This is a genomic window from Levilactobacillus sp. HBUAS70063, assembly GCF_038374745.1.
Taxonomy (GTDB): domain Bacteria; phylum Bacillota; class Bacilli; order Lactobacillales; family Lactobacillaceae; genus Levilactobacillus.
Genome location: NZ_JBANSM010000005.1, coordinates 94856 through 107064, shown reverse-complemented (window position 1 = coordinate 107064; position 12209 = coordinate 94856). Strand labels below are relative to the sequence as shown.

12 protein-coding genes and 1 tRNA gene are annotated in these 12209 nt (G+C 50.6%); 7 read left to right on the top strand and 6 right to left on the bottom strand.

Annotation, left to right across the window (positions count from 1 at the left end):
• The first annotated feature begins 261 nt into the window (after positions 1–261).
• A complete protein-coding gene (locus tag V8I28_RS09040) occupies positions 262–1872 on the top strand; it encodes an oligosaccharide flippase family protein (RefSeq protein WP_341779796.1) in 1611 nt (536 codons plus the stop codon).
• A 194-nt stretch (positions 1873–2066) separates the two neighbouring features.
• Complete coding sequence (locus V8I28_RS09035) at positions 2067–2420, top strand: helix-turn-helix domain-containing protein (RefSeq protein WP_341779795.1); 354 nt, start codon at positions 2067–2069, stop codon at positions 2418–2420.
• A gap of 137 nt (positions 2421–2557) precedes the next feature.
• On the opposite strand, the gene V8I28_RS09030 is transcribed toward V8I28_RS09035, so the two are convergent.
• Together V8I28_RS09030 and V8I28_RS09025 are read right to left on the bottom strand one after the other, a co-directional pair.
• Entirely contained in the window at positions 2558–3031 is a 474-nt protein-coding gene (locus V8I28_RS09030; protein WP_233668814.1) for a C40 family peptidase, read from the bottom strand.
• Between the two features lie 158 nt (positions 3032–3189).
• Positions 3190–4146, bottom strand: a complete 957-nt coding sequence (locus tag V8I28_RS09025; protein WP_341779794.1) for a linear amide C-N hydrolase — start codon at positions 4144–4146, stop codon at positions 3190–3192.
• Between the two features lie 203 nt (positions 4147–4349).
• Here V8I28_RS09025 and V8I28_RS09020 point away from each other — a divergent pair, with 203 nt between their 5' ends.
• Positions 4350–4991: an LVIS_2131 family protein gene (locus tag V8I28_RS09020; protein ID WP_341779793.1), complete on the top strand. Its 642-nt coding sequence runs from the start codon at positions 4350–4352 to the stop codon at positions 4989–4991.
• A 52-nt stretch (positions 4992–5043) separates the two neighbouring features.
• On the opposite strand, the gene V8I28_RS09015 is transcribed toward V8I28_RS09020, so the two are convergent.
• The 3 genes from V8I28_RS09015 to V8I28_RS09005 all read right to left on the bottom strand — a co-directional run bounded on the left by V8I28_RS09015 (position 5044) and on the right by V8I28_RS09005 (position 7405).
• Positions 5044–5616 (bottom strand): M15 family metallopeptidase, encoded by a 573-nt coding sequence (locus V8I28_RS09015; protein ID WP_341779792.1) that lies wholly within the window; start codon positions 5614–5616, stop codon positions 5044–5046.
• Between the two features lie 646 nt (positions 5617–6262).
• Positions 6263–6913 carry an NAD(P)H-hydrate epimerase gene (locus tag V8I28_RS09010; protein ID WP_341779791.1) on the bottom strand — a complete coding sequence of 217 codons (651 nt, stop codon included), beginning with the start codon at positions 6911–6913 and terminating at the stop codon, positions 6263–6265.
• A 33-nt stretch (positions 6914–6946) separates the two neighbouring features.
• The gene (locus V8I28_RS09005; RefSeq protein ID WP_341779790.1) at positions 6947–7405 is read right to left on the bottom strand and encodes a MarR family winged helix-turn-helix transcriptional regulator; all 459 of its coding nucleotides are present in this window, start codon (positions 7403–7405) and stop codon (positions 6947–6949) included.
• Positions 7406–7551: 146 nt separating this feature from the next.
• Here V8I28_RS09005 and V8I28_RS09000 point away from each other — a divergent pair, with 146 nt between their 5' ends.
• The 4 genes from V8I28_RS09000 (at position 7552) to brnQ (ending at position 10817) form a co-directional block, all read left to right on the top strand.
• Positions 7552–7878, top strand: a complete 327-nt coding sequence (locus V8I28_RS09000; RefSeq protein ID WP_341779789.1) for a hypothetical protein — start codon at positions 7552–7554, stop codon at positions 7876–7878.
• Between the two features lie 46 nt (positions 7879–7924).
• Positions 7925–7996, top strand: a tRNA-Arg gene (locus tag V8I28_RS08995).
• Positions 7997–8133: 137 nt separating this feature from the next.
• On the top strand, positions 8134–9066 hold the full coding sequence (locus V8I28_RS08990) for a hypothetical protein (protein ID WP_341779788.1): 933 nt from the start codon (positions 8134–8136) through the stop codon (positions 9064–9066).
• 368 nt (positions 9067–9434) lie between these two features.
• Entirely contained in the window at positions 9435–10817 is a 1383-nt protein-coding gene (gene brnQ / locus V8I28_RS08985; RefSeq protein ID WP_341779787.1) for a branched-chain amino acid transport system II carrier protein, read from the top strand.
• A gap of 94 nt (positions 10818–10911) precedes the next feature.
• On the opposite strand, the gene V8I28_RS08980 is transcribed toward brnQ, so the two are convergent.
• A complete protein-coding gene (locus tag V8I28_RS08980) occupies positions 10912–11835 on the bottom strand; it encodes an exonuclease domain-containing protein (protein WP_341779786.1) in 924 nt (307 codons plus the stop codon).
• Between the last annotated feature and the right edge of the window lie 374 nt (positions 11836–12209).

Below are 12209 nucleotides of genomic sequence, written 5' to 3'. Positions count from 1 at the left end.
ATAGCAGACGGAACCTCTGGCAGGCGCAGGCTCCTGGTTTTACTAGTTTTAGTGCCAATGCCTTAAGTCTGTTTTCAACCGTTTCAGATAATTTAAAACGAGAACGAAGAGGTCAGGACCCAGCGCCCTGGCCTCTTCGTTTGTCTAAATTATCTCTAAATTCCCCGGTGTCGGTGCATTGGTCATGTACAGCGGCGGCTGAGAGGCGTATCCTTGCGAGTGGTGCTTTGACGCTAGACAGAATTGGTGTGTGCAAATCTAATGGATAAAAAAATTATTTCAGGTTCATTTTGGCTCTCGTTCGGGAGTATTTTTTCGCGGATTTTAGGGGTGGTTTACCTCATTCCGTGGTTAGCGATGATTGGGTCTCCCCAACATCAAACCGTGGCCCAGGCGCTGTTCAATACGGCCTATACGCCGTACGCCTTGTTTATTGCCTTGGGGACGGCCGGTTTTCCATCCGCGATTGCGCGGCGGGTGGCCTTTTTTAATGGGGAAGATAGCTTTATTAATTCTAAACACATTGCGGTCGCCGGTTTTGGTTTCATGGTGGTGTCGGGCCTCATCTGCGGGGCACTCCTCTACGGGCTGGCGCCGGTGTTGGCCGCTAATAGTCCGGTGAGTTCGGTGGCCAATGCGACCATTGCCATTCGCTGCTTGGTGCCGGCCATCGTGATTTTACCGTCGATGAGCATCCTGCGCGGCTGGTTCCAGGGAAATGGGGACTTGAAGCCGTTTGGGATTTCCCAGCTGTGGGAACAGTTTATTCGGATTATTGTGATTCTGCTGGGGACTTACTGGCTGATCGAGGTGAGCCATCAGGGATATGTCGCGGCGGTATTTGTCAGCGTGGCGGCGGCCTTTGTGGGGGCCGTGGCGAGTTACCTGTACTTGCTGGGTCATCTGTGGCGTCAGCGCGGCACTTATCGGCGATTAACGGCGACTAGCCAGACTGATAAGCAGCACGCGGCGCGAAAATTATTGAAGATGATTGGCTACGAGTCGATTCCGTTCGTGATTGTCGGCTCCGGGATTACCCTTAGTCAATTGGTGGATCAGTTGTTCTTTAAGCAAATTATGCAGGGCCTGCTGCATCAGTCGGTGGCCATGACGCAGTATGTCTTCACCATCTTCTCGGCCAATCCCAACAAGATTACCACGGTGATTGTGTCGTTGGCCATGGCGGTAGCGGAAACGTCCTTGCCACTACTGGCGGGGAAGCTGGCCGACATTAAGAAGAATCGCCAGCAGATTGGCGCCTTACTCACGAATAATTTTCAGCTGTTGACGTTCGTCCTGTTGCCACTAGTGATTCTGGTCAGCGTCTTTGCCTTCCCAACGTACGGTATCTTCTTTAATTTCGATGGCGCTGGGGCAACATACCTGATTGCCAACGTCTGGCAGAGCCTGATTCTCGGCTTGGCGTTGGACCTCTTGACGGTGCTCCAGGCCTTGCGGATGAGCAAGAAAGCCACGACCTACTTGCTGACAGGGCTGGGAGTCAAAATTGTCTTACAATTACCGCTGGTCTACTGTTTCCAAGGTTATGGGGCGCTTTTGACCACGGGGATTGCCTTCGGCTGGATTACCGTGGTCAGCTGGCGGTTAATTCGGCGGAGCTATGCCGTGGAACTCACGGCGATTCGGCCGATTGTCCGGTTAAATCTGGTCTTTGCCGTTCTGGCAACCGTGTTGGTCGATGGCTGTCAGTGGTTAATCGGGAGTACCTTCTTTACCGGCAAATTACTGACGATGGGCTACGTGGCCGTACTGGGGTTGATCACGGTGGGGCTCTACGTTTGGTTGGCCAACCGCTTGGGCGTGGCGGAACTCATCTTCAAACGGCCCTTAAAATTAGAATTACGACGTTAGTTAATGAAAGTCCGGACCGCGTGTCTGGGCTTTTTGATTAGAGGTAGAATGCGATGAAATCAACGTTCGCAACCCATTGTGCAACGGACACGGGCGCAACCAGCCCGGGCAAAGTGCAGGATGTTCGGTGTTGCTCGCTGGTTTGCCCGCGGTGTTTTGGGTATGATTAGGCCAAGTTAAGGGGGATGAGAACGATGGAAAATGTCTTTAAACAACAGCTGGTTAAATTACGGCGTCAAAAGCAGCTGTCACAGGAACAGTTGGCCCACGAACTTTTCGTGTCCCGGCAGTCCATTTCCAAATGGGAGCGGGGTGAAACCACGCCGGATTTGGATACGGTGGTCAAGTTGGCCAACCTCTTGCAGGTGGATCTTAACGAGCTAATCGCCGGCCAAACGAGTGATCAGCAACCGACGGACCGTGCCGCCAGAAGTGTCTTGCCGGAAGGCCAACGTCCCATGAACGGCTGGGAGTTTTTCTCTAAGAACTGGTGGATGATTTTTCCGCTATTGGCCGCCGTGGCGTGGGTGGTGGCGATGTTTCGATAGACGTGGAGGCGTCGTTAGCTAGAAAATGGCTGGCGATGTCTTTTTTTGCCGGCTCAGTCGATCAAAAAAAACCCCATCGCGACGCACGATGGGGGAACAGTTTGGTTCATTTATGAAGTTTTTCGTGAAGCTAAAATTTATTTAACGGTTGCGACCCGGGCGTAACCAACAGCGTGCCACCAAGGGGCGTGAACGGCTTCGGTAACGACACCACGGTTTTGGGAATCAATCATCTTACCGTGACCCACGTACATCCCCACGTGAGAGATGGAACGCTTGGACCCACCGAAGAAGACCAGGTCACCCTTCTTGATGTTCTTGTAGCTGACGTGCTTGTACTTGTTGTATTGCGCTTGAGCGGTCCGAGGGATCTTCTTGGAAGCCCCCTTCTTGTAGACGTAGCTGGTAAAGCCAGAGCAGTCAAAACGGGAAGGGCCAGTAGCACCCCAGCCGTAAGGTTTGCCGAGTTGGGCTTTGGCAACCTTATGTAACTTGCTGTAAGAAACGGTCTTAGCGGAAGCATTAACAGGTTGGTTAACGGCGATGCCGGCAACCGTAAAGGCCACCATAGCGATTAAGGATAATACAATTTTAGTTAGCGTCTTCTTCATAAATGTAAACAAACTCCTTTAATTTCAATTGATTTTTAGTATTAAATGTTCTTTCGTTCGATTCAACATGCTTAATACTATCAGGGAGTTGTTACAGAAATGTCTCAAACGAATATCAATCGGATTAAAGGTAAACTTAAGGTTTGCAACAATTGCGGCTATTCTGCAGGATAGGCGTGCGGGTAATGCCGGTGGACCGCCATTTCAGGCGTTAATGTCATTTGTTGCAAGCGGCCAGATTTTCGTGAAATAAACGTGTAAGTAGCCGTGGAAATATCGATGATCGCCCGGTAATGGGTGTAATTGTGGTTGGGTTGGTCCCGGCGGTCGGGGTCGTAAGGCAGACTAACTTCGGCTAACCAGTGGAAAATCTGATGTAAACTGGCGGCGGTCGTCGTCATCGGTGGGGTACCCCACCGGCGTAAGGCCGTGTGGATGAACCGCTTGGTCGGCACGGACCCCGTTGGCAGGGGCGCGCCGCTCGCCAGATAAGCTTTGGCGGCCGTGACCGTTTGGCCGGTAAACTCGTTACCCGGGACTTTCAGAAAGGCATTGAGGTTTTGCAAATGCGTGGCGAGGATGGGCGTGTTGGTGAGTACGCCCGCCGGATTGAGCTGGGCTTTCAAGGGGCCGCCGGTGGGCTCGATGACCAACGTTTGGCCACTGCGGTCGCTTAGAATCCAGTGGAAGGGGTAGACGTAGGCGTCCGTACCCCAGCGCCGTGCTACCAGGGTGACGCGCGGTAAATCGGCCACCACGGCGGCCAAGCTGGAATGTTCGCCCAAGACCCAGTTGATGAAGTCTTGGGGCGTCAGATTGATGCGGCCGGCTTGCGGCTCGGCGGCGTATTCGGCGGCACCGGGTAAATAAAGTTCGGCACAAGTGATACCGCTTTCATTTATGCCATCGGCCATAAGATACGTTGAGAAGTCAGCAGCGGCTCGACCGCCACCCAGGAAAGCATACTGGGTCGTCCGGGACTCGTGAAGTGCCGTTTGCCAGTGATAGCGACGGGGGATAAAGACCGGTCGCCAAGGCGTGGTGGTCGGGAAGTCCATGGTGCGGGCGAAAAAGTGGTGGTCGGCAGCTGAAGTATAGGTTAAACTCGTACACACGGGGCAGTCCTCCTTAGTAGGGTGTAAGTAATTTAAGTATAGCCCACGCTGTGTTAGAGTTAAAGGTCATGAGGCCAGTCATCGGTGAGGATTTACACCGTAATCGATGAACTAGCGCTTGTATTCGTGGCGTTAATCTCGTAAGCTAATAGAGAACAGAAATACCCGTAAGAGGTTTGTTTCTTGGAAGGGAATTGGGAACTATGAAATCAGCATGGAACTTAGTGGGGATGGGCTTGTGGCTAATCGTCCTCGTGACACTCGTTTGGATGGTTCACGACATGCGGGTCCGGCGTATCCGATTAATCGTGAAGGAACACCGTAGCTTTTCTTGGCAGAACTTAACCATTTCGACCATTGAACTGGTCGTTTGGCTACTATTCTTCGGCGGAATGAGCTACACGACTTTCTTCCAAAACGTAAACCAACTGGGCGACCGGGTGAGTCAGACGACGCGCTACGAGCCCCTGGTGATTAATACGGGGTCCGCGTCCGGTTCGGCCTACTACGTTGAGGTCGATAATAGCAACGGCAAGAAGCCCGTGCAGCGGTACACGTATTTAACCGAGGGTGAGAAATATCAGGTCAGCAGTAATGATGCGACCGTTTCGGACGGCAAGAAGCCGATCAACCTGCCCGCTTCCGCTTACAAGTGGGATGAGAAAAAGGTGGCCAAGTATGACCAACGACACCAGAAGGCTTGGGTCGGGGTCATCGAAACCACCTATAAGAAGTCGTTCGTCAATGGGATTGGCTTGCATGCCGGTCGGCTGGCGAACCGCTTCACGTTGATTCGGATTCCAGATCATTCCTTTATGTTGAAGGATTCGGGATATACCAAGTAAATAGAGACCTTAAAAATTGGGATCGGCTCGCGATGAGCTGATCCCAATTTCTTTAGGCGTGTTCGGCGATTTGATAGTCATTCGGGTCGGCCGTTGCGGGGGGGTAGGCGTCCATCTGGGTGTCGCGATAGTCCCACCACTCGTTCTCGTAACCGAAGAAACCAGCATCGCGCATGGCTTGGTCGAGTATCTGATAGTGTTTTTCCTGAAGCGGGGTCCGGTTGAAGTCCCGGTGGGCCGCTACGGTGAAATCGTCGAATTCGGTTTGCATGGCCAGTTCGTTGCCGGCTTCGTCGCAGAGCGTGACGTCAAAGGTTACGCCCTTTTGATGGGAAAAATTCGGGTTGGGTTTGGCCACGAATGAGGGATCGGGATAGACCTCGTAGAGTCGTTCCTGAGCGGAAACGGGACGGTAGGCATCCCAGATCTTCAGGCGATAGCCCTGTTCTCTGAGTAAGGCGCTGGCCCGGGCTAATTTCTTAGCGGACCCCGTGCGCGCGATGGCGGTAGCGAAATCATAAATGACTTGATGAGTAAAATTATCCGTGGTGGCGTAGCGCAGGTCGACAATAATGCTGGGGTCCAGCGCTTGGACGTTGGTGAAACCAGTTTCAAGTTGTGACATGTGGGGCACCTCCCAATAATATTAAGCCTAGTATACCGGGTCTGCGGCAGAAAAGCTTGTGAAATGGCTTGGAGGATGCGGAAATGGTGTGGAGAAAACGGGGCGGGCGTTAATGCTGGGGTTAGCACTCGCATTCTCTCTGGACGAAATGCGTTCCAGCAAGCAGCCAGTTGCGCTTAACCCCAAATCGGTCAAAAGCCAAGTCCGGGCTTTCAACCTATTTGACGTTAATGCTCAGCGTGGCCCTCTAATTTTCTCTGGCCGAAACGTGTTCCGCCAGGCAGCCTCCTGCGCTTAACCCCACTAGGTAAACAATCCAAGCCCAGGATTCTTCACCTAGTGATGTTAATGCTCAGCATGGCCCCCGAACTCTCTCTAGTCGAAACGTGTTCCAGCAAGCAGCCAGTTGTGCTTAACCCCAAATAGGTCAAAAGCCAAGTTCGGGCTTTCAACCTATTTGACGTTAATGCTCGCTGGCTAGGCGCTTGCTTCCACACTCTTTTTACAAAAAACAACCAGCACCTCAGGAGGGGATGCTGGTTGCAGTCAAGAAACACGAAAGTCACTCTAGCTTTCGTGCCCCTAGTTTACGCTTGAATGCTCATTAACCTGCAGAAAATCAGGATAGTTGGTTGAGTCACCGGCCTTAACGGGCGTGTTCCAAATGGTCTTGGGCATAAATGCCAATGTCGGCCACGTGGATGGTGCCGCTGTGTTGCTTGCCTGTAATGGTCAACAGACCAATCTTGTTGTAGGCCATCGTGGTGGTGCTGTCGGCAACGACCGCGACGCCCATGACCTCGCCGGTGTCGGCGTTAATGCCGGAAGGGACGTCGATCGACACCGTCTTGGCGTCCGCCGCGTTAATGGCGTTGATGGCATCGGCGAATTTACCCGTGATGTTGCGGGACAGGCCCACGCCGAAGATGGCGTCGACAATCAGCGTGGCGTTGACCACGTGGTTGAGGTCGTTGGTGAATGGAATGTGATAGTAGTTGGCAATTTTAAGTTGTTGGGCCGTTTGTGGCGTTGCCTTGCCGGGGTCACCCAAGAGGTAGACCTCCACGTCGATTCCCCGAATGTGCAGTAGGCGGGCAACCGCAATACCGTCGCCACCATTGTTACCGGTGGCCGCAACCACCACGACCCGAGTTAAGTCGAAGTCATCATTTAACAGATTATTAAAACTTGCCAGGGCGGCACGCTCCATGAGGACCAATGCAGGAATACCAATTTCATTGATCGTGTGGGCGTCATAGCTCTGGGCTTCAGCAATAGTAATGGCCTTACTCATCATGAATCCCCTCCTCGAATAGGAAAAGTAAAAATTCTACGAATGTGCGTGTTCTGTTTGTTGGTCTTTGAGGACCCGGCTGGATAAGAGTTGTAATTGCGTGGTAATGCCAGCGTAATCAAAGTTGCTATCGGTAGGGGTTACCTGTTCCCACCAATCGTGAAGGACTTCAATAGCTTGTTTTACCAAACGTTTACCGTCAGGGGTGAGTTTTAAACGGCGGTTGCGTCGATCGTGCGGGTCAGTTTCCTTCTGGAGTAGGGAAAGCTTAACCAGGTGTTGGACCATTCTGGCCATCAAGCCCTCATCGACCGCCATGGTCCAAGCCGCTTTCCGTTGATTCAGATGACTGGTTTCAGAGACCAGCACCAACAGATAAAATTCGGTAATGTTGACCGGCATCTCATCGGCCTCTAGAATCTGATTCATCGCACGCTGAAATTGCCGATGGAGAATGGCCAGGTTCGTAGTAAAGTCTAATATCGAGTCTTCCATGAGCCACCTCCTAGGTAGTTACCAGTTGTCTTAACGATTGCTTACTCCTAGTTTACACCAGATTTGAATAGAGGATAACATTCGCACTCGTTTCTTTGCCAGGAAGTGCTAGAATAGCAGTAAAACTAATTATGGGAGGCAATCCAGTGTTTATTCAGATACCAACCGATATGGACGAGGTGCAGTTGCGTCAGCTCCAACTCAAACAGCACGGTGAAGACCGTACGGAAGATGACATTATTAACCAGGCCGTCCTCGATATTTTTCAGGGCTTCTTAGACCGGGTCGAAGATGGCCATTACGATACGGCCAGTTGGCAGGGAGAAACGTTGGTGGTGACGGATATCGATGGTGAGCAGACTGCCACGGTGAAGCCCAAGGGGACCACGTTTAATGCCGACTTTCGTGAGAACGCGGACCAACTAGAGCTATATTTGGAACAAGAAGCGGTTCGGGCTTCGGGTGCGCGTTAAATTATTTGGCGTTAAAACTAATTTTGGATTACACTAGGGGTGTTAGGCGTCCTTAGTGTAACGGATAGCACGAGAGATTTCGGTCCTTTCGATCGGGGTTCGATTCCCCGGGGACGCAATAGATAGAGCCACTAGGCGGGGGTATTCTCGGTCTGGTGGCTTTTTTTGAAAGATAGTAAGTTGCGCGACGTGAGTTACCTTCAGGAGATGCTATACTGATTTTAGGAACTATCTTTATGGAAGAAGTGACTTTAATTGCCAACGAATAAAGAAGTTTGCCAGGCACTGAAAGCAACGAAAGTGGGATTATCATTACCGGATGAAAATGGCGAACAACAACCGTTGTATTTGTCGGACTGTGGTTCAATCTTGACGTTCATTAAATTACCAGATAATGCGGACATTAAGGCTAAGCTTAAAGAAAAGTCGGCTAAGATAACGCCAAATAATATTGATAGACTTATGGAAATTAATTTAAGTGTTGATGCATCGGTGTTTACTGATCCGAAAAAGCAAAATCTACCGTTTAAATCAGATTATATTTTTTTAGCGTTAAATGTTGCTGAACGGAAGGCGGACCAGAGAGTGACTAGTGAGTGGGGACAGTTTCACGATACGTCGATCAAGACGCCAATGTATAAATTGGCGTTCATGACGAATCATGAACGTTTTCGTGGTAGTTATATCACCGATATTCTGAAAAATACTGTGAATAGCCGATCAGCAAACATTGAAGCTGACTATTTTGTGGAAAAGGACAGTCGGTTTCCTGGTCTATTTCTTGATGAGAGTGAGACCAACGTACGAAGCTTGGCGAAACAGGCCTATCCTAGTTATGTGAATCGATATAAGAAGGGCTCGATAACACACAGCACTGATAAATTTGTAGAGAACGCTCATGAGTATGAACAAGTTGTTCGACGTAATCAGGAAAAGTACCGACAAAGTGCCAAGTTATTTATAAAAGAGTGCCAGATTATTCAACCTAAGCAGTTGATTGTTTTGGGACGTAAAGCACAAAAAGTCGTTCGTAATATGCGTGCGGATGGCTTATTCGATGAAAGACCAGGAGTCATTGGGTTAGTCGATAACTTAATTGAAGCGCAACATTACAGCAATCAAGGTAGGGGAACCTCTACAGAAGACTTCATGAATTATCTTCAAGAGTTACTGAAGAAAACAGAGTAGGTTTTAAGTAAAAAATCTCATTTATTTTTAATTTACCCATTGATTTTTAATAATAGACGGCCTATAATACATCACAATACTTATAAAACGTTGAAGAAAGTAGTAGCGGATCCGTTGGTGCCTAGGGAGTCACGTGAAGTGGAAAGTGACCACCGCGCGTTCGTGAAGGTTAATTCTGAGTTCGGCAGTTGCTAAGGCTGTCGTGGTTGCCACCATTATTTGGCTAGCGGATGATTGTCCGCGATGAGTGCGGTAGGTGACTGCCGCAAAAAGGTGGTACCGTTCTACTTGTAGAGCCCTTTTCCCGGATGGGAAAGGGCTCTTTTTCACGTTTACGGGTAAAATATTAAGTTTAGGAGGAATTGAAGATGGATGAATTACAAGCAGCACCAGATAAACGTTGGGGTCAGTTATTAGTCGTCAGTTCCTTGATCTTTGGTATGTTCTTTGGTTCCGGCAACTTAATTTTTCCCGTTCACTTGGGTCAAATGGCCGGTTCTCACTGGTTCTTGGCCGCGTTGGGCTTTGCCATTTCGGGATCGCTCTTTCCCTTACTGGCGATTCTGGCCGTGGTGGTCACCAAAAGCGATGGCCTGTTGGATTTTGCCCGGCCGATGGGGCCTCACTTTGCGGCCTTGTTCCTGATCCTGGTGCATTTAACGATTGGCCCGTTTTTCGCGACGCCGCGGACCGCAGCGACGGCCTATCAGATGGCGGTGGCACCGTTCATGCCGAAGCAATTCTCAACGGTGGGGATGTTCCTGTTTACCGGCCTCTTCTTTGCGGTGACCTACCTGGCGGCGACCCATCAGAATAGCCTACTCAAGATTGTGGGCAAGTACCTAAACGTGGGCTTCCTTGCCTTACTGGCCGTGGTGTTTCTGGTGGCCTTTATCAAACCGATGGGCAATCTCAACCAGACGCCGACCGCAACGTATCAGACGAATGCGACGATTGGGGGTCTACTGGAAGGCTACAACACGTTGGATGCCGTGGCACTGTTAGCGCTGAGCGTCACGTTGATCCATGCAATTCGCGGGCTGGGCTACCGGGGGAAAGCGTTGACCCGGTTAACCGCCAAGGCCGGATTGATCAGCATCTCCCTGGAAGTTTTGATCTACTTCGGGTTGGTTCTCCTTGGTGCGTTGAGCATGAATCAATTTAAATTATCGGCCAATGGCGGGATTGCACTGTCGCAGATTGTGGGCCATTATTTCAGCAGTGTGGGCACGCTATTATTAGGCGCACTGGTGACGTTGGGTGTGTTAACCACGGCGATTGGTCTGGTCTGCTCCTTCGCTCAGGATTTCCATAAATTATTTCCCAAGGTTAGTTATCGTGCTTGGTTACGCACGACCACGCTATTATCCTTTCTGGTGGCGAACGCCGGGCTGAATACCATTATTTCTTGGTCCTTACCGGTCTTAATGCTGATGTATCCGCTGGCCCTGGCATTAATTGGGTTGTCACTGACGGTTTCACAGCGGCCCTATGCCGGAACGGTATACAAAGTCACGATTGCCTTCACAGCACTGCCGGCGATTCTCGACATGTTGGCCAATACACCAGCCATCATTTCGAGATTGGCCCCCATTCAGCGCCTATTAGGCCTGTACCACACCGTGATTCCGTTTGCCAATCTGGGCTTGGGCTGGCTTCTACCAGCGCTAATTGGGTTTACCATTGGGATCATTTGGGGGCGGCTACGCTGGGTCGGTCAACAGGGGACGTTACCCGAGCGCAATCGCTAAGTCTGAAGGCATGAGGCGTCAGTTACCGTCTAATTCACCTTTTGACCATTTAAAGTTGGGACATCAAAGTTTGGGCATTTGGGCCCAAACTTTTTTATTGGGCAATCGCTTTGAGAAAGTCGGATTCATCGATAATGGTGATGACCGGGAAGACGCGGTTGATCTCCTCGGCCTTGCGAATTTTCGGAGACTTGCCATCGGCGCCCACGACTTGCGGATTGGTGTGGCCCACCACGAGAAAATTAGTGGTCTCCGTGAGAGTATCCTGGGGTGTGCCGCCCACTTCGATGATTTTCTTGAAGGCCGTGGCTCGGGTCATGAGTTGTAAATTACCGGTTAGGACCACGTTTCGCCGGTAGAACAGGGCGGCTGGCGTGAATTTTTTAAAGTCGGCCGTCTTAACCGCGGGAGCGATGTCGATCAAATCTAGCGCGCTGGTTCGTTGAAATTTCTTCTGTTCCAATTGCGAGGAGACGCCTAGTTGGTGAAAGCCGGCCTTGTTCAGAAGACTGTTGAGGGAGGGAGCTTGGCGGTGGGCGACGAGCGCCGCGACAATCCGGCCACACGTCTGCGCATCGTGGAGTGCGTGGTGTTCGTGTGGGTTAAGGATTCCAAAGTAGGCGGCCATGTCGGCTAGCCGGTGATGGGGATAGTCGACGAGCTGTTGGCAGATGACGTAACTGTCGAAGTATTTGAAGGTAAACTGGGGCCGGTTGTATTTAGCCAAGGCCTGCCGTAATGCCGAGATGTCGAAGTTGGTGTGCGAGACGATGAGTTGATGATCCAACCAGCGGTGTAGGAGCGGCAGAAGTTCGGTAAACGTGGGAGCCTGGGCCACACTGGCGGCGCTAATCCCATGGCTAGCCGTGTTGCGCTCGGCAAAGGGTTCGTGCGGGTTGACGAGGCTGTAGAGGCTGTTGGTCAGCTCGCCGTTTTTGAATTGGGCGAGGCCAATGGCACAGATTGCGGCGCGCGAGGAGTTGGCGGTTTTGATGTCGAGGGCAACGTAGTCTTCCATGAGGTATGAGGCTCCTTTGTAAGTGGGTTTAGTTTTGTATCCAGCTATTTGCAGATTAAGCTTATTGGATTCTTTTATCATACGGGATATGATTTCAAAATACTAGAAAAATAAGTGTATCCTGATGGGATAATATGGTTACCCGGTAAGTCGGTCATGGGCGACAGTTAATACAAAAGTAAGGGCCATGGGTCATCAGTTATAGGGCTGATGAAATGCGTCTAATCAAATACCGAAGGATTTCTGAATTATTTTGAATGATGCTTAAAATAGGCTGCAACAATTTTGAAGAGTTTTACATTTAGTAGTAAGTAGCGCCACTTTTGGGAATTGACAGAGATTGCTATACTGATATAACAAGTAAAATTATGATG

Excerpts from the sequence above, each read along its gene's own strand:
- V8I28_RS09040 (WP_341779796.1), top strand. The coding sequence starts at position 262 with ATGGATAAAAAAATTATTTCAGGTTCATTTTGGCTCTCGTTCGGGAGT.
- V8I28_RS09035 (WP_341779795.1), top strand. The coding sequence starts at position 2,067 with ATGGAAAATGTCTTTAAACAACAGCTGGTTAAATTACGGCGTCAAAAG.
- V8I28_RS09030 (WP_233668814.1), bottom strand. The coding sequence starts at position 3,031 with ATGAAGAAGACGCTAACTAAAATTGTATTATCCTTAATCGCTATGGTG.
- V8I28_RS09020 (WP_341779793.1), top strand. The coding sequence starts at position 4,350 with ATGAAATCAGCATGGAACTTAGTGGGGATGGGCTTGTGGCTAATCGTC.
- V8I28_RS09015 (WP_341779792.1), bottom strand. The coding sequence starts at position 5,616 with ATGTCACAACTTGAAACTGGTTTCACCAACGTCCAAGCGCTGGACCCC.
- V8I28_RS09010 (WP_341779791.1), bottom strand. The coding sequence starts at position 6,913 with ATGATGAGTAAGGCCATTACTATTGCTGAAGCCCAGAGCTATGACGCC.
- V8I28_RS09005 (WP_341779790.1), bottom strand. The coding sequence starts at position 7,405 with ATGGAAGACTCGATATTAGACTTTACTACGAACCTGGCCATTCTCCAT.
- brnQ (WP_341779787.1), top strand. The coding sequence starts at position 9,435 with ATGGATGAATTACAAGCAGCACCAGATAAACGTTGGGGTCAGTTATTA.
- V8I28_RS08980 (WP_341779786.1), bottom strand. The coding sequence starts at position 11,835 with ATGGAAGACTACGTTGCCCTCGACATCAAAACCGCCAACTCCTCGCGC.